We start from the raw sequence: 21,995 nt of genomic DNA on the forward strand, positions 1-21,995 counted from the left end.
TACTTCTCGTACGGCTTTTCGCACAGCACAGATACAGACAACAGGGGTGGGGTTCCGGCATGTCCAGCCATCGGCAGTCGAAGAAGCGCAGATACATCACCTGGGGCGTCGCGGGCACCGCGGTCGTCGCCGGCGCCGGGATCGCCGCGCAGACCTCCATGGCGGCCACCACCTGGCCCGCCCAGAAGACGTACACCGGCCGCGCCTTCGACACCTGCACCGCGCCCTCGCTGGCCGCGATGAAGGCCTGGCACGGCGGCCTCTACGGCGCCGCCGCCGTCTACGTCGGCGGCAAGAACCGCGGCTGCGCCCAGCCCAACCTCACCGCCTCCTGGGTCAAGTCCGTCTCCGCGGTGGGCTGGAAGCTCATCCCGCTCTACGTCGGCGCCCAGCCGTCCTGCCAGAGCGGCTCCAACCCGGAGAAGATGACCACCGCCAACGCCGCCTCCCTCGGCACCAGCGACGCCACCGACGCGGTCGCCAAGGCCGCCGCCCTCGGTATGAAGGCGGGCAGCCCGATCTACCTCGACATGGAGGCGTACGACACGACGAACACGGCGTGCAACAACGCCGTGCTCACCTATGTGCGCGCCTTCGACAAGCAGCTGCACGCGAAGACCTACCGCGCGGGCTTCTACGGCTTCACCAGCTCCAGCGCCAAGGCGATCGCGAACGCCAAGGACAAGACGGACCTGCCGGGCAACCTCTGGTACGCGCTGTGGGACAAGAACAACACCACCACGGCGGACTGGCCGTTCGGCGCGACCCAGTTCACCGCGCACAGCCGGGCGCACCAGTACATGGTGAACAGCAAGGAGACGCGGGGCGGTTACACGATCACCGTGGACCGTGACGCCTGGGACGCCCCGGTGGCGATCACGGGCTGAGCGGAGGCTGGGCGCGGGCTGGGCTGAGCCCGGAGCAAGGGCGGGCCGAGGACCGGACCGCCCGGCGAATCCCGCGAACCGACCCGCAAACCCTTGCGGAGGGTGGCGCGGCGGTGCCGGATGCGCGTGTGAATCGTTGGTCGAATGGGTTGGCCAGAGCTTGCCCACTGCCTACCATCGATCACCGCAAGACTTTGTGCACCGTCGCACAATCTCCTCGGGAGGCATCCTTGCACCGCCGCCGTCGCACCGCGCTCGTCCTGTCCGCCGCGATCGCCACCGCGGCCCCCTTCCTCACCGCCTGCGGAAGCGACGCGCACCCGGGCGCGGCGGCCGTCGTCGGCGGCCAGCGCATTTCCGTCGCCCAGCTGGAGACCCGGGTGAACGAGGTGCGCCAGGCGCAGCGGGCCGCGGTGCCTGACCAGCAGCAGTACCAGCAGGTTCTCGCCGCCACCAGCAGCCTCACCCGGGACACGCTGCACAACATGGTCCTCGACCAGGTACTGCACCGGGCCGCCCAGGACGCGGGCATCGGCGTCAGCCGCAAGGAGATCCAGCAGATGCGCACCGGCCTCGAACAGCAGGCCGGCGGCTCCAAGGCGCTCCAGAACGCCTGGCTCCAGAAGTACGGCATCGCCCCCAAGCGCCTGGACGACAACCTCCGCCTCCAGCTGGAGGCACAGAAACTCGCCCAGCTCCTCGGCACCGACACCACCCAGCCCGCCTTCTGGAAGGCCCTGTCCAAGGCGTCCCAGGAGCTCCACGTCGACCTCAACCCGCGCTACGGCGCCTGGGACGTCCAGAAGAGCAGCCGGGTGGACGCCAAGACGCCGTGGGTACGTGAGGTCACGTCATCGGGGACACCCGTGACGGCGTAGGGCAGGCCGGAAGGGCGGGCCGGCGGAGGAGACCGGCGGGTGGAAGCACGCGGGTCGGGGGCCGGCGGGTGGAGGCAGGCGGGTGTGAGGTCAGCGGTCGTACGATCACTTGATCATCCCCGTCCTGTGGACAACGCCCGAGGCCGGCGGCGCGGGTGCGTTACGTTCGGATCGTGAACACCACCAGCTCGGAAGCTCCCGTTCCCACCGTCCCCGACCCCGGCCGGGTCGTCCTGCTCACCACCAGCCACCGGGTCGCCCCCGGCCTGCTGTCCTGGCCCGCCTGGCAGGCGCTGCGCTCGGCGGACCGTGTGCTGTGCGCGGACGGCGCGCACCCGCAGCTGCCCTATCTGCGGGAGGCCGGGACGACCGTGGACGAGGCCGCCCCCACCGCCCAGGAGCTGGTCGACGCCTGCGCCGGCGGTCGGACGGTGGTGGTCGTGGCGACGGGCGAGGGCGAGCCGGCCCTCACCGACGGCCTGGCTCGCCTGGCCGGCTCCGGCCGCGTGTCGATGCCCCAGCTGGAGCTGCTCCCCGCCTCCTACGACCTGCCCGGCGCCCGCCTCCTCGACCTCGTCCAGGTCATGGATCGCATCCGCGTGGAGTGCCCCTGGTCGTCGCAGAAGACCCATGAGGGACTGGCGAAGTACGCCATCGAGGAGGCGTACGAACTCGTCGAGGCGATCGAGGCCGGCGACCGCGACGAACTGCGCGAGGAACTGGGCGACGTGCTCCTCCAGGTCGTCTTCCACGCGCGCATCGCCGAGGAGGACCCGGACGCCCCCTTCTCGGTCGACGACGTGGCCGGGGGCATCGTCGCGAAACTCATCCACCGCCACCCGCACGTCTTCGGCGACGAGACCGCCTCGACACCGGAGGAGGTCAAGGAGCACTGGCTGCGCACGAAGGCGATCGAGAAGCGGCGCGAGTCGGTGACGGACGGGATACCCCTCGCCCAGCCCGGTCTCGCGCTGGCGTCGAAGCTCGCTTCCCGGGTGCGGTCGGCGGGGCTGGAGGTGCCGCTGCCGCAGGCGCAGGGCATCGGGTACGAGCTGCTCGCACTCGCGGCCCGGGCCGAGGCGGAGGGAACCGACCCGGAGTCGGCCCTACGGGCGGCGGCCCGGGCGTACCGGGACGCGGTACGGGTTGCGGAAGGGGTGGACGCGTAGGGACTGCCCTGGGGATCAGCCACGGGTACCGTTGCAGGTACGGGTGGGGCTTCGATGCGTGGGGGCGTCCGTGGAGCAGGAGTTGGACTGGCTGGTGGCGGCTCCCCTGCGATTGCCCCAGGAGAAGCGGAAGATCCACTTTCGCGGATATGGGGAGTGGGCACGCGTCGCCGTCAAGATCGACAATGGCGGGCTCGAGGGCCCTCCGGCGCCGGATACCGTCTAGAGGTGACCGACCAGCCCGCCCCCGACGGCACCACAGACCCCGACGGCACCACAGTCCCCGACGGCACCACCGCTCCTGAGGGCACCACCGCTCCCGACGCCACCACCGCTCCTGAGGGCACCACCGCTCCTCACGGGACCGGCGCTCCTGACGGCACTGGCGGCGCCGACGGCACCGCCACCCCGGACGGCACCACCGTCCCCGAACTCTTCAGCTGGGAGTTCGCCGCCGATCCGTACCCCGCCTACGCCTGGCTCCGGGAGCATGCGCCCGTGCACCCGACCCGGCTCCCCAGCGGGGTCGAGGCATGGTTGGTCACCCGGTACGCCGACGCCAGGCAGGCCCTCGCCGACCCCCGGCTGTCCAAGAATCCGGCGCACCACGACGAGCCCGCGCACGCCAAGGGGAAGACCGGGATCCCCGGTGAGCGCAAGGCCGAGCTGATGACGCACCTGCTGAACATCGACCCGCCGGACCACACCCGGCTGCGCCGGCTGGTCAGCAAGGCGTTCACGCCGCGCCGGGTGGCGGAGTTCGCGCCCCGCGTGCAGGAGCTGACCGACCGGCTCATCGACGGGTTCGCGGACCGGGGCGAGGCCGACCTCATCCATGAGTTCGCCTTCCCGCTGCCCATCTACGCCATCTGCGACCTGCTGGGCGTCCCGCGAGAGGACCAGGACGACTTCCGGGACTGGGCCGGCATGATGATCCGACACGGCGGTGGGCCGCGGGGCGGGGTCGCTCGGTCCGTGAAGAAGATGCGCGGATATCTGGCCGAACTGATCCACCGGAAGCGGGAGGCGCTGTCCGCCGAGCCGGCCCCCGGCGAGGACCTCATCTCCGGGCTCATCCGCGCCTCCGACCACGGCGAGCACCTCACCGAGAACGAGGCCGCCGCCATGGCCTTCATCCTGCTGTTCGCCGGCTTCGAGACGACGGTCAACCTCATCGGGAACGGCACGTACGCACTGCTCACCCACCCGGAACAACGCCGCCGCCTGCAGGACTCCCTGGCCGCCGGCGAGCGCGGACTGCTGGAGACCGGGGTGGAGGAACTCCTGCGCTACGACGGGCCGGTGGAGCTCGCCACCTGGCGGTTCGCCACCGAGCCGCTCGGCATCGGCGGGCAGCGCATCGCGGCCGGAGACCCGGTCCTCGTCGTACTCGCCGCCGCGGACCGGGACCCGGAGCGGTTCGCCGAGCCGGACACGCTCGACCTGGCACGGCGGGACAACCAGCACCTCGGGTACGGCCACGGCATCCACTACTGCCTGGGCGCTCCGCTCGCCCGCCTGGAAGGGCAGAGCGCGCTCGCGACCCTGCTCACCCGCCTCCCGGACCTGCGACTCGCGGCGCCGGAGAGTGAGTTGCGCTGGCGCGGCGGCCTCATCATGCGCGGACTGCGCACGCTCCCCGTGAAGTTCACCCCCGACGGTCGATGAGCCCCCGCAGGCGTCCACCTGGCCCCCCGGCGGACGCCCTGCCAAGCCCCCGCAGGCGTCCACCTGGCCCCCGCCAGCGCGCTGCCAAGCCCCCCCACAGGCAGGCGCCCACCCGGCCCCTGCCGCCGGCGCCCCGCCAAGCCCCCGCCGGTCCTCCATCAGGCCCGACCGGCGCCCCACCAGGCCCCGACCATCCCCCACTGGCGGCCCACACCAACCCACCCGCCAACCCACCCGCCAACCCACCCACCACCCCACCCGCCACCCCCCACTTGGCCCTCCACCAGGCCCTCCACCCGTAAAGATGACCAGCGTTCAACTCTGTGATCTTCACGTGATCTACGCGGCATTAACTTGTGACAAGTGATCGTCTGCCTATACGTTCACCCATCAAGTGCGGCGCCCCGGCGGGACCCGCCGCGCCGGTCACCGCTGTCGCTCGAAAGGTTTCCGCATGCTCTCCGGGAACGGTCGTCACCGTCGCCCCCGTCAGGCTCCGGCTCTCCTCGTCGCGGCCGGCGTGACCGGCTCGGCCATCGCCATCCCGCTCCTGGGTGCGGCGAGCGCCAACGCGGCCGACGGCAACACCTGGGACAGGGTGGCCGAGTGCGAGAGCGGCGGCTCCTGGAGCATGGACGCCGGCACCGGCTACTACGGCGGCCTGCAGATGTCCCAGGACGACTGGGACGAGTACGGCGGCCAGGAGTACGCCGCCACGCCGGACCAGGCGAGCCGTTCGCAGCAGATCTCCGTCGCCGAGAAGATCCTCGCCGACCAGGGCACCAAGCCCTGGCGGACCTGCGCCCTGATCGCCGGGCTCTCCTCGGACGACGCCTCGGTGAACGTCGACACCGGCCTCGGTGGATCGGACGACTCGTCCGGCTCCTCCGACTCGTCCTCCGGGCTGTCGGATTCATCCTCTTCATCTGGTTCTTCGGATTCCTCCGGTTCATCGAATTCCGGCTCGTCCGACTCCTCGTCGGATGCCTCGGGCGCCACGGACTCCGGCTCCGTCACCCCGTCCCCGAGTGCGAGTGACGACTCCGGCAAGGGCACCCCTGCCGACTCCACGAAGGCGGACAAGTCGGGATCCAAGGGGTCCAGTGCCTCGAAGGCGGGCGAGAATCCCGTCGTGCCCGAAGCCGATGACTCGGACAATTCGTGGCAGACGGGCAGTTCCTGGGATCTGGTCGACACGGGGGCCGTCAGCAGCGGCGGCAAGCATCGCGGCGGCTCGGCGGACGAAAGCGTGACAAGCGGTCAGAGTGTGACTTCTTCCGGCCGTCACGCCTCCCGGGACGCCGGCACCTACACCGTCCGGGACGGCGACACCCTCGCCTCCATCGCCGACTCCCTTGACCTCGACGGCGGATGGCATGCGCTCTATGTCGCGAACAAGGCGGACATCGGTGCCGACCCGAACGACATCGCCCCCGGTCAGACCCTGAAACTCAGCAGCGAAACGGACTAAAAGTAGCGGGAGTTGGACCTTCCGGCCGCCCTACTTCGAAGTTAAATGTCCGGTTTGGTGAAAGTGTGGGATGAGTCTCAGAAGCCCTGATCATCTTTGAAATTCACCTGATCGTCTGTTTACGGTCAAGGCCGCTCGTCACCACGAGCCCCGGCCGTCGCAACGCCGAGTCCTGCCAGCGGCTGCCCGGGAACAGTCGTCGCGTCAAGCGCCGTAGGCAGGAGCGGGGGACCCAAGGTAAGTGCCGGGACCGGTAGTTGAGACTGCCGTGTCCGGCTCGGGGTGAAGCCGCGCACCGTGAGGTGCGCGGCCGGGCAACTCAACCGGCCCGAACCCGACAGCTCACCTCGCAGGCGTCGGTGAGGGGATCCTTCATGCTGTTTTCCGGCAAGGGCAAGCACCGTCGTCCGTCCAGGGCCACCCGTGCCGCCGCGCTCGCCGGCGTCACCGGTGTCGCCATCGCCGCTCCGCTGATGGCCTCCGGCACCGCCTCCGCCGCCACCGCCTCCGAGTGGGACACCGTCGCCCAGTGCGAGTCCGGCGGCAACTGGGCCATCAACACCGGCAACGGCTACTACGGCGGTCTGCAGTTCTCCGCCTCCACCTGGGCCGCGTACGGCGGCACGCAGTACGCCGCGCAGGCCAACCAGGCCACCAAGGCGCAGCAGATCGAGATCGCCGAGAAGGTCCTCGCCGCGCAGGGCAAGGGCGCCTGGCCGGTCTGCGGCACGGGCCTGTCCGGCGCCGCCTACTCCGGCGGCAGCACCAGCTCCTCCTCGTCGTCCTCTTCCTCCTCCAACTCGGCGAACAGCGGCACGAGCAGCCGTACGACCGACACCCAGGCCGCCTCCCGCTCCGCCGAGCGTCCGGCCGCCAAGAAGACCGTCACCACCCCGACCGGCAAGAAGGTCAAGAAGGGCGACGGCGAGTACAAGGTCGTCAAGGGCGACACGCTCAGCTCCATCGCCGAGAAGCACAAGGTCAAGGGCGGCTGGCAGGCGCTGTTCAAGCTGAACAAGGACATCGTCGACGACGCCGACTTCATCTACCCGGGCCAGCAGCTGCACCTGAAGTAAGGCGCCCGAAGTAATACGAGGGCGCCAGCTGAATCACAGCGCCCGCACAGCCGTGGTCCCCATAGTGGAGACCGCGTGAGGGTCACCCCCGTCCCCCACGAGCCCCCGTTCCGGTGCGTTCTCCCCCGTACGCACCGGGGCGGGGTTTCTCTTTGCCGTCCCGCGCGAGCTCGGCGCCGTCCGCGCCGTCCCTCGCGAGCTCCGCGCCGTCCGCGCCGTCCTCGCGCGGTCCTCGCGCGCTCCTCGCCGTCCCTCGCGAGCCCCCGCGCGGTCCTCGCCGTCCACGTGGCGCGGTCCTCGCCGTCCGCGCGCCGTCCTCCCGCGGTCTTCCTCTTGACCCGCTCTTCTTCCGTTCTTCATCGGACCCCCCTTTGTTCCGCACATGAACAATGAGTACCGTCTGTGTGTCCACGGGCCGGTCGGTCGGCCGATTGTCGGGCCCGGGGCGGTTAGGCTCTAGTCGCAAGGCTGAGCAAGGGCCGACAAGGCCCGCGTGCGCCCGCACAACCAGCGTCACATCCCAAGAAGGAGATGCTCGTGCCGTCCATCGACGTCGTCGTAGCCCGGGAAATCCTGGACTCCCGAGGCAACCCCACGGTCGAGGTCGAGGTCGGCCTCGACGACGGCAGCACGGGTCGTGCCGCCGTCCCGTCCGGCGCCTCCACCGGCGCCTTCGAGGCCATCGAGCTCCGTGACGGCGACCCCAACCGCTACCTCGGCAAGGGTGTCGAGAAGGCCGTCCTCGCCGTGATCGAGCAGATCGGCCCGGAGCTGGTCGGCTACGACGCCACCGAGCAGCGCCTGATCGACCAGGCGATGTTCGACCTGGACGCCACCGACAACAAGGGCTCGCTCGGCGCCAACGCCATCCTCGGCGTCTCCCTCGCCGTCGCCCACGCCGCCTCCGAGGCCAGCGACCTGCCGCTGTTCCGCTACCTGGGCGGCCCCAACGCGCACCTGCTGCCGGTGCCGATGATGAACATCCTCAACGGCGGCTCGCACGCGGACTCCAACGTGGACATCCAGGAGTTCATGATCGCCCCGATCGGCGCGGAGTCCTTCTCCGAGGCGCTGCGCTGGGGTGCCGAGGTCTACCACACCCTGAAGAAGGTCCTGAAGAGCAAGGGCCTGTCCACCGGCCTCGGCGACGAGGGCGGCTTCGCCCCGAACCTGGAGTCCAACCGCGCCGCGCTCGACCTCATCCTCGAGGCCGTCAAGCAGGCCGGCTACGTCCCGGGCGAGCAGATCGCGCTCGCGCTCGACGTTGCCGCGTCCGAGTTCTACAAGGACGGCAAGTACGAGTTCGAGGGCAAGTCCCGCTCGGCCGCCGAGATGACCGAGTACTACGAGGAGCTCGTCGCCTCCTACCCGCTGGTCTCCATCGAGGACCCGCTGTTCGAGGACGACTGGGCCGGCTGGAAGGTCCTCACCGACAAGCTCGGTGACAAGGTCCAGATCGTCGGCGACGACCTCTTCGTCACCAACCCGGAGCGCCTGGCCCGCGGCATCGAGGACGGCGCCGCCAACGCCCTGCTCGTCAAGGTGAACCAGATCGGCTCGCTCACCGAGACCCTGGACGCCGTCGAGCTGGCCCAGCGCAACGGCTTCAAGTGCATGATGTCCCACCGCTCCGGTGAGACCGAGGACGTCACCATCGCCGACCTCGCCGTCGCCACCAACTGCGGCCAGATCAAGACCGGCGCCCCGGCCCGCTCCGAGCGCGTCGCCAAGTACAACCAGCTGCTGCGCATCGAGGAGATCCTCGACGACGCCGCGGTGTACGCCGGCCGCAGCGCGTTCCCGCGCTTCAAGGGCTGACCCGTCAGGGGTCGCTGACCCGTCACGGGTCGCTGACCCGTTAAGGGTCAAGGCTGCGCCAGTCGTACGTACGTCCCCGTACCGGTCCCGTACCGTGTGCGGGGACGTACGCGCGTGTGAACGGGAGGCGGGGACATGGCCGTGAAGGACCGGGACCGGTTCTCCACCGCGACCAGGCTGAAGCTGCTCGGCGAGCAGACGGCGGCCCGGGTCTACCGCTCCCAGACCAAGCGGCAGGCCCGCCGCTCCCGGCTGACCGGCCGCGCCGCGCTGCTCGCGATCGTGCTGTGCACGATGATCGTCGCGCTCGCCTATCCGATGCGGCAGTACGTCTCCCAGCGTGCCGAGATCGCCGACCAGGAACGCCAGCAGGAGCGGGCCCGGCAGCGGGTCGAGCAGCTGCGGGACGTCAAGGCCCGGTGGCAGGACGACGCGTACGCCGAGCAGCAGATCCGGCAGCGGCTGCACTACGTGATGCCGGGGGAGACGGGGTACATCGTGATCGACCCCGCTGCCGCCAGGCAGGCGCACGCCTACCTCGGCGCGGCCGACCGCCCCTGGTACGCGAACGTCTGGGACGGCGTCGACAAGTCCGACGCGTCCGACCAGTGAACCGACAGAAAGCCACACAGAACACAGTCATGCAAACGCCTCCGCCCTCCACCCCGCGCACCGAGCCGACCGACGCCGACGTCGAGGCCTTCAAGCAGCAGCTCGGGCGGCCGCCGCGCGGGCTGCGGGCGATCGCGCACCGGTGCCCGTGCGGGCAGCCGGACGTCGTGGAGACCGCGCCGCGGCTGCCGGACGGCACGCCGTTCCCGACGCTGTACTACCTCACGTGCCCCAAGGCCGCGTCCGCCATCGGCACCCTGGAGGCCAACGGCGTGATGAAGGAGATGACGGCGCGGCTGGAGAGCGATCCGGAGCTGGCGGCGGCGTACCGGGCCGCGCACGAGGACTACGTCCGGCGCCGGGACGAGATCGAGGAGCTGACGGGGTTCCCGAGCGCCGGCGGGATGCCGGACCGGGTGAAGTGCCTCCACGTGCTGGTGGCGCACTCGCTGGCGGCGGGGCCGGGCGTGAACCCGCTCGGCGACGAGGCGATCGCCATGCTGCCCGAGTGGTGGGCCAAGGGCGCCTGCGTGGTCACCGGCGAGTGACGCCCCCAGGAGGCCCCGCTTCCTGGCCCCGAGGCCTTCGCCCACCCCCCCGAGGCCTTCGCCCACCCCCCCGAGGCCTTCGCCCACCCCCCCCAGCCGACTCGGTCCGTCACCAGGTCACGTACAGAGTGAGGAACACCCAGCCATGACCCGCGTCGCCGCCATCGATTGCGGTACCAACTCCATCCGGCTGCTCGTCGCCGACGCGGACCCGGAGACCGGGGAGCTCGTCGACCTGGACCGGCGGATGGTGATCGTGCGGCTCGGGCAGGGGGTCGACCGGACCGGGCGGCTCGCTCCGGAGGCGCTCGAGCGGACCTTCGCCGCCTGCCGGGAGTACGCGGCCGTCATCAAGGAGTACGGGGCGCAGCGGCTGCGGTTCGTGGCCACCTCGGCCTCCCGGGACGCCGAGAACCGGGACGAGTTCGTGCGCGGGGTGCTGGACATCCTCGGCGTCGAGCCGGAGGTCATCAGCGGTGACCAGGAGGCCGAGTTCTCCTTCACGGGTGCGACGAAGGAGCTGACGGGCCGCGACGACCTCACCAAGCCCTTCCTCGTCGTGGACATCGGCGGCGGCTCCACCGAGTTCGTCGTCGGGGACGAGCGGGTGCGGGCCGCGCGGTCCGTGGACGTCGGCTGTGTGCGGATGACCGAGCGGCACCTGGTGCACGGGGGACAGGTCAGCGACCCGCCGGCCGAGCCGGAGATCGCCGCCATGCGGGCCGACATCGAGCGCGCCCTCGACCTCGCGGAGCAAACCGTGCCGCTGCGTGAGGCGCACACCCTGGTCGGCCTGGCCGGGTCGGTCACCACCCTCTCCGCCATCCACCAGGACCTGCCGGAGTACGACTCCGCCGCCATCCACCACTCCCGCATCCCCTACGCCCGGGTGCGGGAGATCACCGAGCGGCTGCTGGACTCCAGCCACGCCGAGCGCGCCGCGATCCCCTCCATGCACCCCGGGCGCGTCGACGTCATCGGCGCCGGCGCCCTCGTACTGCTGTCGATCATGGAGCGGGTGGGCGCGGCCGAGGTCGTGGTGAGCGAGCACGACATCCTGGACGGCATCGCCTGGTCCATCGCCTGACCCGCCCGGCCGCCTCGCCGGCCCTCTCCGGACGCCCGGCCCGACCCTCCCGACCTCCTCGGATGAGCGTGCGGGGTGGCGGGTGAGCGGCCCGGACGGCCCGTGACACGCCGTGCCACGACACCCCCTCGGAAAACTTCGTGAAGTTCTTCACAAGGAATTCGGTGCAGGTGAGGGGTCCAAGGGGGCCCGTTGGCCCGTTCGGGGGCTCAACAGCCCCGGGCACGTGCTCAGGAGAGCGTTCCGGGGGTGTTCGCGGAGGTGCTCGTGCGGGTGATATCCGGTGCCCCCGCGGTGCCCACGGAAGCCTGGAGGAGCAGCTCACACGGCATTGACAACGGGTCGTATCGGAAGTGGGTTCTCACTGTCGACCATGACCTGTGTCACGTGGGCGGCGGAGTGTAGCACGACCCCCGTGGAACCTTGTGAAGGGGCGCACGAGCGGCCCCCCTGAGGCGGGTGGATACTCGATGCCATGAGCACCACGGAGCGTCCCAGGATCCTCGTAGTAGGCGGTGGGTACGTAGGCCTGTACGCAGCTCGGCGCATTCTCAAGAAGATGCGCTACGGCGAGGCGACCGTCACGGTCGTCGACCCCCGGTCGTACATGACCTACCAGCCCTTCCTCCCCGAAGCCGCCGCCGGCAGCATCTCCCCTCGGCATGTCGTCGTCCCGTTGCGACGCGTGCTGCCGAAGGCGGAGGTCCTCACCGGCCGGGTCACCACCATCGACCAGGACCGCAAGGTCGCCACGATCGCCCCCCTCGTGGGCGAGGCGTACGAGCTGCCCTTCGACTACCTGGTCATCGCACTCGGCGCGGTCTCCCGCACCTTCCCGATCCCCGGCCTCGCCGAACAGGGCATCGGCATGAAGGGCATCGAGGAGTCCATCGGCCTGCGCAACCACGTCCTGGAGCAGCTGGACAAGGCCGACTCCACGACCAACGAGGAGATCCGCCGCAAGGCGCTCACCTTCGTCTTCATCGGCGGCGGCTTCGCGGGCGCGGAGACCATCGGCGAGGTCGAGGACATGGCCCGGGACGCGGCGAAGTACTACAAGAACGTGTCCCGTGAGGACATGCGCTTCGTTCTCGTCGACGCAGCCGACAAGATCCTTCCCGAGGTCGGCCCCAAGCTCGGCCTGTACGGCAAGGAGCACCTGGAGAGCCGCGGTGTGGAGATCTACCTCTCCACCTCGATGGACTCCTGCGTCGACGGCCACGTCGTGCTGAAGAACGGCCTGGAGGTCGACTCCAACACGATCGTGTGGACCGCCGGCGTCAAGCCGAACCCGGCGCTCGCCCGCTTCGGTCTGCCGCTCGGCCCGCGCGGCCACGTGGACACCGCCCCCACCCTCCAGGTGCAGGGCACCGACTACATCTGGGCCGCGGGCGACAACGCCCAGGTGCCGGACGTCGCCGCCCGCAAGGCCGGTGTCGAGAACGCCTGGTGCCCGCCGAACGCGCAGCACGCGCTCCGTCAGGCCAAGGTCCTCGGCGACAACGTGGTCTCCGGTATGCGGGGCTTCCCGCAGAAGGAGTACAGCCACGCCAACAAGGGCGCGGTCGCCGGTCTGGGTCTGCACAAGGGCGTCGCGATGATCGTCCTGGGCAAGACGAAGATCAAGGTCAAGGGCCGTCTCGCCTGGTACATGCACCGTGGCTACCACGGTCTGGCGATGCCGACCTGGAACCGCAAGATCCGCATCTTCGCCGACTGGACGCTCGGCATGTTCCTCAAGCGCGAGGTCGTGTCCCTGGGCGCCATGGAGAACCCCCGCGAGGAGTTCTACGAGGCCGCCAAGCCGGCTCCGGTCGCCGCCCCGAAGGCCGAGGAGAAGGCCAAGGCCTCCTAGCCGAAGCCTGCTGGGCCAAGGCCTCCCGGGTCCCGGTCCGCCGGCCTCGGCCGTCGGACCACCTCGAGGATCTCCCGCGACACCACCCGAAGGACCTCCCGCCATCCGTGGTGCGGGAGGTCCTTCGGCGTTCCCGGGCCCGTCCGTAACTACGTGGCCGCTACAGCTGTTTTGCCCAGTCGTAACTCCTTTGCGGGACTGCGATGCTGACCTCACGGTGTTTACGTGGTAACCGGCATCCGGGATCGTCGTCTTGGAGGTGTACGCCATGGCCGACGCCGCGTCGCGGCTGAGGAGTGTTGCCGAGCAGGTGCTGGGAGTTCCGCTCCCGGTACGGCTGCGGGCCTGGGACGGATCACAGGCCGGACCGCCGGACGCTCCGGCGATCGTGATCCGCAACCGCCGTGCCCTGCGTTACATGCTGTTCAAACCGGGTGAACTGGGCCTGGCCCGGGCCTGGGTCGCCGGCGACCTGGACATCGAGGGCGACCTGTACAGCGCCCTGGCGGTGATGTCCGGACTGATCTGGGAGCGCGGGGAGGACAGCCGTACCCTCGCCCAGGCCCTGCGCGACCCCGAGGTGCGGGCGGCCGTGCGGGAGCTGCTGAAGCTCGCCGGACCGCCCGTCCCGCCGGCCCCACCCCGTGAGGAGGTGCGCAGACGCCGCCATCTGCACACCCGTCGCAGTGACAAGCAGGCCATCAGCCACCACTACGACGTGGGGAACGACTTCTACGAGATCGTCCTCGGGCCGTCGATGGTCTACTCCTGCGCGTACTGGGAGGACGACGGCACCCTGGAGACCGCCCAGCGCGACAAGCTGGAACTCGTCTGCAGCAAGCTCGGCCTGAGGCCCGGTCAGCGACTGCTCGACGTCGGCTGCGGCTGGGGCTCGATGGCGATCCACGCGGCCCGCGAGCACGGTGTGAGCGTCGTCGGGGTCACCCTCTCCCAGGAGCAGGCCGCGTACGCCCGTAAACGGGTCGCGGACGAGGGTCTGACGGACCGGGTGGAGATCAGGGTCCAGGACTACCGGGACGTCCGGGACGGGCCGTACGACGCGATCTCGTCGATCGGGATGGCCGAGCACGTCGGAGCGGAGAAGTACCTGGCGTACGCGACCGATCTGTACGCGCTGCTGAAGCCGGGCGGGCGGCTGCTCAACCACCAGATCGCACGGCGCCCGCAGCGCGACGAGGCGGCCTACCACGTCGACCGGTTCATCGACGCCTACGTCTTCCCGGACGGGGAGCTCGCCCCGGTCGGCACCACCGTCACCCAGCTGGAACGGGCCGGGTTCGAGGTGCGGGACGTGGAGTCGATCCGCGAGCACTACGCCCGCACCCTGCGCCGCTGGGTGGTCAACCTGGAGGCCGACTGGGGCCGGGCGGTACGGCTCACCAGCCCCGGCCGGGCCCGCGTCTGGCGGCTGTACATGGCCGCATCGGCCCTCGCCTTCGAACGCAACCGGATCGGCGTCAACCAGGTGCTGGCCGTCAGGACCCCCGAGTCGGGGGTGTCGGGGCTGCCGCTGCGCGCCCGTACCTGGAACCGGTAGGACGAGAGACGGGAAAGGGGCCCCACACCACGTGTGTGGGGCCCCTTCGCCGTACCTGCCGTTACTCGGACTTGATCGCCGACAGCATGTTCAGCCGCGCCGCGCGCCGGGCCGGCCACAGGGCCGCCAGGACGCCGACCAGGCCGGCCAGGACCAGGAAGAGCGCCATCCTGGACCACGGCAGGACCAGTTCGTACGTCGGCATCCTCGCGCCGACCAGCTGACCGGCCGCCCAGCCGAAGAACACCCCCAGGCCGAGGCCCAGCACCCCGCCGAAGAGCGAGATGACCAGGGACTCCAGCCGGACCATCCGCTTGACCGCCTTGCGGTCCAGGCCGATCGCGCGGAGCATGCCGATCTCCTGCTGCCGTTCGAAGACCGACATGGCCAGGGTGTTGATGACACCGAGGACCGCGACGATCACCGCCATCGCGAGCAGGCCGTAGACCATGTTCAGGACCAGCGTGAAGGCCTGGGCGATGGAGTCGGACAGGTCCTGCTTGTCCTGGACCTTGATCGCCGGGTTGTGGCCGAGGACCTTGTCCAGCCGGTCCTTGGCCGCGTCCGACGCCCCGTCCGCCGTCTTGACCATGACCTGCATGTCGGCGGGGTCGGTCTGGTGCGGGGTGAGGGTGGTGTTGTCGAGCATGATCCCGTTGATCACCTCGTTGCCCTGGTAGACCCCGGCGACCGTCAGTTTCTGCGCCTTGCCGTCCTCGTAGTGCACGGTGAAGGCCGAACCCGCCTTCCAGCCGTGCGACTTCGCCGTGTCGTCGTCCACGACCACGTCCGAGCCGCCGACCTCGAACGAGCCGCTGTCGACCGTGAGGTCGGTCAGCTTGCCGATCGCGGAGCCGTTGACGCCCTTGAGGATCTCGGTGCCGCCGTCGATCCGGGAGGCCGCGTCACGCAGCGGGCTGCTGGCGGTCACCCCGTCGGCGGTCGCGAGCTTCGTCGCCACGTCGGGGGAGAGCGCGTTTCCGTTGGCCATCGAGACGACGTAGTCCGCGCGGATCGCCGAACTCGCCATCTTGTCGATCGACTTCTGCAGGCTGCCCGCCATCACCGTCATGCCGGTGATCAGGGTCAGGCCGATCATCAGTGCCGAGGCGGTCGCGGCGGTACGGCGCGGGTTGCGCACCGAGTTCTGCCGGGCCAGCTTCCCGGCGACCCCGAACCCGCGCAGCAGCGGGGCGGCGGCCGCGATCAGCGGACGGGACAGGAGCGGGGTGAGGACGAAGACGCCGATGATCAGGAGGACCGCGCCCAGGCCCATCGGCGCCTGGCCGTCGGAGCCGTTCATCGTGGTCGCCGCCAGGATCACCGTCACGCCGGCCGCCGAGAACAGCGCGCCGATCGTGTTGCGCAGCACCAGCGACTTGGTGGTCGGCGCCGAGTGCAGCGCGCTCATCGCGGCGACCGGCGGGATCTTCGCGGCCCGGCGGCCGGGCAGCCAGGCGGCCAGCATCGTGATGACGACGCCGACGGCGAGGGCGGCGGCCACCGTGCCGGGGCTGACGACCAGCGGGCCGTCCGGGACGGTCGCGCCGAACGAGCCCATCAGCGCGCGCAGTCCGGCGCCGATGCCGATACCGGCGACCAGACCGGCGACCCCGGCCACCGCGCCGACCACGAACGCCTCGATCAGCACCGAGCGGGTGACCTGGCGGCGGGAGGCGCCCACCGCGCGCAGCAGCGCCAGCTCCTTGGTGCGCTGGGCGACCAGCATGGTGAAGGTGTTGGCGATGATGAACGTGCCGACGAACAGGGCGATGCCGGCGAAGACCAGCAGGCCCTGGCGCAGGCCGCTCATGCCGGCGGCGATGGACTTCGCCTGGTCGTCGGCGAGCTGCTGGCCGGTGGTGGTCTCCACGAGCTTCTTCGGCAGCGCCCGGTCCAGCTGCGCCTTGAGGGCGGCCTGGCCGGTGCCGGACTTCGCGGTCACGTCGATCTCGTCGTACGCGCCCTTCGTGCCGAACAGCCGCTGCGCGGTCGCCGTGTCGAACAGGGCGAGGCTGCCGCCGGCCGTGACATTGCCGTCGTCGGTGGTGAAGATGCCGGCGACGGTGGGCGTGAGGACCGGGCCGTTCACCGAGATGCGCACGGTGTCGCCGACCTGGTAGCCGGCCCGCTCGGCGGTCTTGGAGTCGATCAGCACCTCGTTCGCACCGCTCGGCGCGTGGCCGCCGACCAGCGGGTAGCGGGCGTCCTTGGTGCCCCAGTAGTTGCCGCCCTCGGACTGCCAGCCGCCGCCGATCAGCTTGCCGTCCTTGTCGGCGATCGCGGTGAAGCCGGAGACGACGCCGGTGGCGGAGGCGGCCCCGGGGACCTTCGCGGCCCTGTCGAGCAGCGCCTGGGTGAGGTCGGGGGTCTTGCCGACCTGATCGCCCTTGGAATCCTGGTACTTGGCCTGCACGGCCACGTCGACGCCGTCGAAGCCCTTGGCGGAGCTGTTCTGGTAGGCGTCCGAGATGGTGTTGGTGAAGACCAGGGTGCCGGAGACGAACGCGACGCCGAGCATGACGGCGAGCACGGTCATCAGCAGCCGGGCCTTGTGCGCGAGGACGTTGCGCAGGGCGGTGCGGAACATCAGCTGGTCCGGCCCTTCGCGTCGAATTGCTTCATGAAGTCGAGGACGCCTTCGGCCGTCGGGCGGTACATCTCGTCGACGATCCGGCCGTCGGCGAGGAAGACGACGCGGTCCGCGTACGCCGCCGCCACCGGGTCGTGGGTGACCATGACGACCGTCTGGCCCAGCTCCCGCACGGAGTTGCGCAGGAAGCCCAGCACCTCGGCGCCGGAGCGGGAGTCCAGGTTTCCGGTCGGCTCGTCACCGAAGATGATCTCCGGCCGGGAGGCGAGGGCGCGGGCGACGGCGACGCGCTGCTGCTGGCCGCCGGAGAGCTGCGCGGGCCGGTGGCTGAGCCGGTCCTTGAGGCCGACCATCTGGATGACGCTGTCGAGCCACTGCCGGTCCGGCTTGCGGCCCGCGATGTCCATCGGGAGCGTGATGTTCTCCAGCGCGGTCAGCGTCGGCAGCAGGTTGAACGCCTGGAAGATGAACCCGATCTTGTCCCGGCGCAACTTGGTGAGCTGCTTGTCCTTCAGGGTGCCGAGTTCGGTGTCACCGATCCGCACGGAGCCGGAGGAGAAGGTGTCGAGGCCCGCCACGCAGTGCATCAGCGTGGACTTGCCGGAGCCCGACGGCCCCATGATCGCGGTGAACTCGGCCTGCCGGAACTCGACGGTGACCCGGTCCAGGGCGACGACCTGCGTCTCACCCTGCCCGTAGATCTTCGACAGCTCCGTGGCGCGAGCGGCCACGGAGGTGGTCCGCCGGTCGGCGATGGGTGTGGTGGACACGGAAAGGTGCTCCTGTCGGGACGACGGCGTTCATGGGGACGTGACCATCGTCCCGGCCGCGGCGGCCCGTGTAGTCAGCCGCAGTTCCGGTTCCGGGGGGCGACCGAGGGGGGACCGAAGCGCGCCGAGTCATACCTGGGGATGACGGCGGACCCCTAGGCCGACCGAAAGAGCGGCCCGACCGAAAGAGCGACTCGACCGAAAGAGCGACTCGACCGAAAGAGCGACCGACTGAGCGGACCGGACCGGACCGACTGACCGACCGAACCGAACCGGAACGAACCGAACCGAACCGGACCAGATCCGGAACCAGTCGCTCCCATCTGTCCAGAACAGGTGGAGCCCCCTTGTTCGGACGGTGAAATTCCGTCATTCCCCGTACGCGTGCACCCACCGCGCGTAACGCTACTGGCAAGTGCGGATGGCTCGTTCCGGGGGCTGATGCACCCTCAGACGTCAATAAAATAAGACAACATCGGGTCGTCCGTCCGCTGTTCGGGGGACGCCTCCCGATAGGCTCGGAATCTCGTTGCGGAGCCCATGGCCTGCCCGGATGGTGGAATGCAGACACGGCGAGCTTAAACCTCGCTGCCCCTCGCGGGCGTACCGGTTCAAGTCCGGTTCCGGGCACTTTCGCTGCCATTGCGTCGGATCTGCCGATAAGGTCGGTTGGCGCCGTCCCTCGTGCGAGTCGCGACAGACGGTAGCGCTTCGACCCCACCGACGAACGCCCGGAGGCCGGTTGCCCGGGATTCGATCGACGGCGGGCGGCACCGCTTCCCCGTGGAGCACGCCGACGCGGCCGAGACCGCCGCCGGGCGCCGAGCCCGCGCCGAACGCGACCGCCTTCCACCCCCTCTGCGACGTCACATGACCAACCGGACCTCCGAGGCGGACGCCGGTTCCCCGAAGGCCGAACCGCCACGCCGTCGCGCAGTCGCTCCTCCTCGTCGGACAGCCCGGCAGCCGCTCCCGCACGCGACGCGCCGGAATCGCGTCAAAGTTCCGTCCCGTCCCCGGCCGACCTTCATGGTTCCGGCCAACTGCCCGGAGCGGCCCGCGCGCGGCCATCGTTTCGGTGGGTCTGGGATCGCGTGCTTCCGTGCGGGATCGCACCAGTTGAAATCCCGCCACGGCAGAGCCACGGCTCTCAGCACGGGGACCTATCGTCTCTATGCGTCGCTCCGTCACCCACCGGAGCGGCACTGACGGGGACATGGGGGAAACATGATCCGCTTCTCGGCGACCGTGGACGACATCGCAAGGGTTCGATTCTCGCCCTCTCCGCTGGGGGAGGCCGTCTACAGCATCCGCATGCTGGCCTCGGCGGAACGCAGAAGGCGGCACCAGCCGTGGGTCGACGACGTCCGCGCGAAGCTGAGGACGCTGGATCTTCTGCCGCTACGCGCGTTGATCCCGCCCACCGGATACGTCCCGGACTTCCTCACCCCACCGCCGGACGGCTCCGGGCCGCGGAGGATCACCGAAGAGCTGGAGTTGGTGCGAGAGACCCCGAGTGAACACTTCGTCGCCGAGGTGTCCTGGATGGCCGCCGACCCCGGCACGCCCGTGACCTGGCGGCAGGAGGCCGCGCCGCTGCACCGGCAGATGCTGGCTCAGCCGGCGCAGGCCATCGCCCGGATCACCGAACAGCTTCAGACGTACTGGGACCTCGCGCTGGAGCCGCACTGGCGGCGGCTGCACGGCGGACTCCAGTCCGACATCCGCTCCCGCATGCAGGTGATCGAGAGTTCCGGGGCGGCCCCCGTGTTCTCCTCCCTCCACCCCCGGATCGCCTGGAGGGACCAGGAGCTGACCGTGCGCAGCGCCTACGACTACCAGAAGGACCTGGGCGGCCGGGGCATCGTGCTCGTACCGAGCGTGTTCTGCGGGCCGGAGGTGCTCACCATGACACCGCCGCAGCAGTCGATGATCGTCTACCCCAGGCCGGGCGTCGAGGAGCTGTGGCACCGCTACGCCACGGACCAGCCGAGCCCGCTGGCCGCGCTGCTGGGCGGCGTCCGCTCCGCGGTGCTGGAGGCCCTGCTGGTGCCCGCCTCCACCGGCGATCTCGCCGCGGCGATCAACGTCACCCCCGGCGCCATCAGCCAGCACGTCGCCGTGTTGCGCGACTGCGACCTGGTGACGAGCCGACGCCACGGCCGCCGCGTCATCCACTCGCTCACCGAGACGGGCGAGGCGCTCGTGCGGGGCGCCGTGGCGCCCGGTGGCGGACGCCTCTCGGCCTGACCGGGGGTCGCGAGACCGGCCGCCCGAACCGTCGAGGACGTGTGCCCCGGCTCGGTTTTAGCGGGGGCTAAAAGCGTTGGGGCGTCCTCGCGGGTGTGTTTGGCTCACAGTGCGACGTTGACCGAGACGAACGCGGGCCCTTGGCCGTCCACGGGGTGAGAGACGGACGGCCGAGAGGCCGGCCGCCGTGAGCCCGTCTCTCGCCCGACTTCCACGTCTTCATCCATGTCATCCTCCCGGACCGACCCGAAGGGAACATTCTGGTGCCCGCAACCATGTCCGAGGACAATCGCCTTCACGACGTAGTGGTGGTCGGCAACGGCTCACTCGGCCTGTCCCTCGGCCTCACTCTGGCCCGTCGCAACCTCAGCGTGGCCGTACTCGGCCGCCCGCACCGTCCCAAGGCGGCTTCCTCGGCCGCGGGCGCGATGCTCGGCACCTTCGGTGAGGTCACGACCACCCTGCTCAAGAGTGACTACGGCCGCACCAAACTCGACTGGGCCTACCAGGCCAGCAAGCTGTGGCCCGAGTGGCTGGCCGGCCTGTCGGCCGACTCGGACGGCACCGACCTGCTGACCGCCGACGGCACCGTCGTCATGCTGAACACCGTCGGCGTGCCCGACATCGACACGCAGAACTTCAAGGCGATCCGCAACACCCTCATCGAGTACGGCGAGAAGTTCGAGGACATCGACCCGGAGGACATCGAGTGGCTCGACGCCGAGCCCACCGCACGTCCCCTGCAGGCGATGTTCCTGCCCAACGAGCACGCCGTGAACGCCCACGCGCTGCTGGCGCAGCTGGAGGAGGCGTTCCTCGCCGCCGGCGGCACGCTGATCCCGGAGCAGGCGGTGCGGGTCGACCACGCCGACGGCCGGGTGCGCGGTGTCGAGCTGGACTCCGGGACCGTGCTGGCCACCGAGCAGCTGGTGCTGGCCGCCGGGTCCGCGTCGCAGGCCGTACTGGACACGGTCCCCGACCAGGCGGCCCGTATTCCCCGGCTGATCAGCGGCTACGGTGTCTCGGCCCTGGTCGACACCGAGGACGGCACGGCTCCGCGCAGCGTCATCCGCACACCCAACCGCGCCTTCGCGTGCGGGCTGCACGTCGTCCCGCGCGGCGCCGGACACGTCTATGTCGGCGCCACCAACATCATCTCGCCCGAGCCGCGCGAGACCCCGCTCATCTCCGACGTGCTCTTCCTGCTCAACTGCGGCAACCGGCAGGTGCGCCGCAACCTCGGCGAGAGCGGGGTGTCGGCGATCCAGGTCGGCAACCGGCCCGTCGCGCTGGACGGCATGCCGCTGCTCGGCGAGACGGAGCTCGCCGGCCTGTGGATGATGACCGGCACCTACCGCGACGGACTCACGCTCTCCCCCCTGCTCGCCCGGGAGATGACCGCCCTCCTGCTCGGCGAGGAGCCCGGCATCGAGCTGGACCTGTTCCGCCCGGTCCGGTCGCCGATCCAGCCGCTCAGCCGCGAGGAGATCGTGGAGGCCACCGTCACCCACATGCTGGCCACCGGCTACGAGTCCAACTGGACCGTGCCCGTCGAGTGGCCGTTCACCATCGAGCACTACCTGCGGGTGGCCTACACCCGGATCGCCGACGAGTTCGACCCGGCCTTCACCCCGCCGCCGGAGCTGCTCGCCTCCTCGCGCATCCACCCCTCCATCGCCCAGGCACTGCGCGACTACTACGCGGTCAGCCACGCAGCCGCCGCCAGTTGACACGACCACGGGGAAAGGACCGACG

Annotated in this window: 16 protein-coding genes, 1 tRNA gene and 1 riboswitch; of the genes, 15 read left to right on the forward strand and 2 right to left on the reverse strand. The window is 70.4% G+C overall.

What is annotated here, in order from left to right; all coding sequences use genetic code 11:
- Window positions 1-59: 59 nt before the first annotated feature.
- The 12 genes from ACZ4N4_RS40220 (at window position 60) to ACZ4N4_RS40275 (ending at window position 14,627) form a co-directional block, all read left to right on the forward strand.
- On the forward strand, window positions 60-887 hold the full coding sequence (locus ACZ4N4_RS40220; RefSeq protein WP_450765565.1) for a glycoside hydrolase domain-containing protein: 828 nt from the start codon (window positions 60-62) through the stop codon (window positions 885-887).
- A 230-nt stretch (window positions 888-1,117) separates the two neighbouring features.
- The gene (locus tag ACZ4N4_RS40225; protein WP_453564799.1) at window positions 1,118-1,765 is read left to right on the forward strand and encodes a SurA N-terminal domain-containing protein; all 648 of its coding nucleotides are present in this window, start codon (window positions 1,118-1,120) and stop codon (window positions 1,763-1,765) included.
- A gap of 173 nt (window positions 1,766-1,938) precedes the next feature.
- The gene (locus tag ACZ4N4_RS40230) at window positions 1,939-2,934 is read left to right on the forward strand and encodes a nucleoside triphosphate pyrophosphohydrolase (RefSeq protein ID WP_467598405.1); all 996 of its coding nucleotides are present in this window, start codon (window positions 1,939-1,941) and stop codon (window positions 2,932-2,934) included.
- A gap of 228 nt (window positions 2,935-3,162) precedes the next feature.
- Window positions 3,163-4,602 carry a cytochrome P450 family protein gene (locus ACZ4N4_RS40235; RefSeq protein ID WP_467598408.1) on the forward strand — a complete coding sequence of 480 codons (1,440 nt, stop codon included), beginning with the start codon at window positions 3,163-3,165 and terminating at the stop codon, window positions 4,600-4,602.
- Window positions 4,603-5,056: 454 nt separating this feature from the next.
- On the forward strand, window positions 5,057-6,073 hold the full coding sequence (locus ACZ4N4_RS40240) for a transglycosylase family protein (protein ID WP_467598411.1): 1,017 nt from the start codon (window positions 5,057-5,059) through the stop codon (window positions 6,071-6,073).
- Window positions 6,074-6,272: 199 nt separating this feature from the next.
- Window positions 6,273-6,444, forward strand: a riboswitch (cyclic di-AMP (ydaO/yuaA leader).
- A gap of 3 nt (window positions 6,445-6,447) precedes the next feature.
- A complete protein-coding gene (locus tag ACZ4N4_RS40245; RefSeq protein ID WP_467598414.1) occupies window positions 6,448-7,149 on the forward strand; it encodes a transglycosylase family protein in 702 nt (233 codons plus the stop codon).
- A gap of 531 nt (window positions 7,150-7,680) precedes the next feature.
- Window positions 7,681-8,967: a phosphopyruvate hydratase gene (gene eno / locus ACZ4N4_RS40250; protein WP_450765575.1), complete on the forward strand. Its 1,287-nt coding sequence runs from the start codon at window positions 7,681-7,683 to the stop codon at window positions 8,965-8,967.
- Window positions 8,968-9,102: 135 nt separating this feature from the next.
- Window positions 9,103-9,579: an FtsB family cell division protein gene (locus tag ACZ4N4_RS40255; RefSeq protein WP_467598417.1), complete on the forward strand. Its 477-nt coding sequence runs from the start codon at window positions 9,103-9,105 to the stop codon at window positions 9,577-9,579.
- Window positions 9,580-9,608: 29 nt separating this feature from the next.
- Window positions 9,609-10,127, forward strand: a complete 519-nt coding sequence (locus ACZ4N4_RS40260) for a DUF501 domain-containing protein (RefSeq protein WP_453564780.1) — start codon at window positions 9,609-9,611, stop codon at window positions 10,125-10,127.
- 145 nt (window positions 10,128-10,272) lie between these two features.
- The gene (locus ACZ4N4_RS40265) at window positions 10,273-11,214 is read left to right on the forward strand and encodes a Ppx/GppA phosphatase family protein (RefSeq protein WP_467598420.1); all 942 of its coding nucleotides are present in this window, start codon (window positions 10,273-10,275) and stop codon (window positions 11,212-11,214) included.
- 475 nt (window positions 11,215-11,689) lie between these two features.
- Window positions 11,690-13,069: an NAD(P)/FAD-dependent oxidoreductase gene (locus ACZ4N4_RS40270; RefSeq protein ID WP_467598423.1), complete on the forward strand. Its 1,380-nt coding sequence runs from the start codon at window positions 11,690-11,692 to the stop codon at window positions 13,067-13,069.
- Between the two features lie 268 nt (window positions 13,070-13,337).
- The gene (locus ACZ4N4_RS40275; protein WP_453564773.1) at window positions 13,338-14,627 is read left to right on the forward strand and encodes a class I SAM-dependent methyltransferase; all 1,290 of its coding nucleotides are present in this window, start codon (window positions 13,338-13,340) and stop codon (window positions 14,625-14,627) included.
- 61 nt (window positions 14,628-14,688) lie between these two features.
- Here ACZ4N4_RS40275 and ACZ4N4_RS40280 read toward each other — a convergent pair whose 3' ends face one another.
- Window positions 14,689-17,217, reverse strand: coding sequence for an ABC transporter permease (locus ACZ4N4_RS40280; RefSeq protein WP_467598426.1), 2,529 nt, complete (start codon window positions 17,215-17,217; stop codon window positions 14,689-14,691).
- A complete protein-coding gene (locus ACZ4N4_RS40285; RefSeq protein ID WP_467598429.1) occupies window positions 17,217-17,990 on the reverse strand; it encodes an ABC transporter ATP-binding protein in 774 nt (257 codons plus the stop codon). The genes ACZ4N4_RS40280 and ACZ4N4_RS40285 overlap by 1 nt, the downstream gene beginning before the upstream one ends.
- Before the next feature lie 547 nt (window positions 17,991-18,537).
- Between ACZ4N4_RS40285 and ACZ4N4_RS40290 the strand changes: the two genes are divergently transcribed.
- From ACZ4N4_RS40290 to ACZ4N4_RS40300, 3 genes are all read left to right on the forward strand, one after another.
- Window positions 18,538-18,620 (forward strand) — tRNA-Leu (locus ACZ4N4_RS40290).
- 597 nt (window positions 18,621-19,217) lie between these two features.
- On the forward strand, window positions 19,218-20,240 hold the full coding sequence (locus tag ACZ4N4_RS40295; RefSeq protein ID WP_467598432.1) for an ArsR/SmtB family transcription factor: 1,023 nt from the start codon (window positions 19,218-19,220) through the stop codon (window positions 20,238-20,240).
- Window positions 20,241-20,515: 275 nt separating this feature from the next.
- The gene (locus ACZ4N4_RS40300) at window positions 20,516-21,970 is read left to right on the forward strand and encodes an NAD(P)/FAD-dependent oxidoreductase (protein ID WP_467598435.1); all 1,455 of its coding nucleotides are present in this window, start codon (window positions 20,516-20,518) and stop codon (window positions 21,968-21,970) included.
- Window positions 21,971-21,995 lie beyond the last annotated feature (25 nt).

Source organism: Streptomyces sp. NPDC026538, assembly GCF_055567535.1.

Excerpts from the sequence above, each read along its gene's own strand:
- ACZ4N4_RS40240 (WP_467598411.1), top strand. The coding sequence starts at position 5,057 with ATGCTCTCCGGGAACGGTCGTCACCGTCGCCCCCGTCAGGCTCCGGCT.
- ACZ4N4_RS40265 (WP_467598420.1), top strand. The coding sequence starts at position 10,273 with ATGACCCGCGTCGCCGCCATCGATTGCGGTACCAACTCCATCCGGCTG.
- ACZ4N4_RS40275 (WP_453564773.1), top strand. The coding sequence starts at position 13,338 with ATGGCCGACGCCGCGTCGCGGCTGAGGAGTGTTGCCGAGCAGGTGCTG.
- ACZ4N4_RS40220 (WP_450765565.1), top strand. The coding sequence starts at position 60 with ATGTCCAGCCATCGGCAGTCGAAGAAGCGCAGATACATCACCTGGGGC.
- ACZ4N4_RS40280 (WP_467598426.1), bottom strand. The coding sequence starts at position 17,217 with ATGTTCCGCACCGCCCTGCGCAACGTCCTCGCGCACAAGGCCCGGCTG.
- eno (WP_450765575.1), top strand. The coding sequence starts at position 7,681 with ATGCTCGTGCCGTCCATCGACGTCGTCGTAGCCCGGGAAATCCTGGAC.
- ACZ4N4_RS40245 (WP_467598414.1), top strand. The coding sequence starts at position 6,448 with ATGCTGTTTTCCGGCAAGGGCAAGCACCGTCGTCCGTCCAGGGCCACC.
- ACZ4N4_RS40295 (WP_467598432.1), top strand. The coding sequence starts at position 19,218 with ATGATCCGCTTCTCGGCGACCGTGGACGACATCGCAAGGGTTCGATTC.
- ACZ4N4_RS40300 (WP_467598435.1), top strand. The coding sequence starts at position 20,516 with ATGTCCGAGGACAATCGCCTTCACGACGTAGTGGTGGTCGGCAACGGC.
- ACZ4N4_RS40260 (WP_453564780.1), top strand. The coding sequence starts at position 9,609 with ATGCAAACGCCTCCGCCCTCCACCCCGCGCACCGAGCCGACCGACGCC.
- ACZ4N4_RS40255 (WP_467598417.1), top strand. The coding sequence starts at position 9,103 with ATGGCCGTGAAGGACCGGGACCGGTTCTCCACCGCGACCAGGCTGAAG.
- ACZ4N4_RS40270 (WP_467598423.1), top strand. The coding sequence starts at position 11,690 with ATGAGCACCACGGAGCGTCCCAGGATCCTCGTAGTAGGCGGTGGGTAC.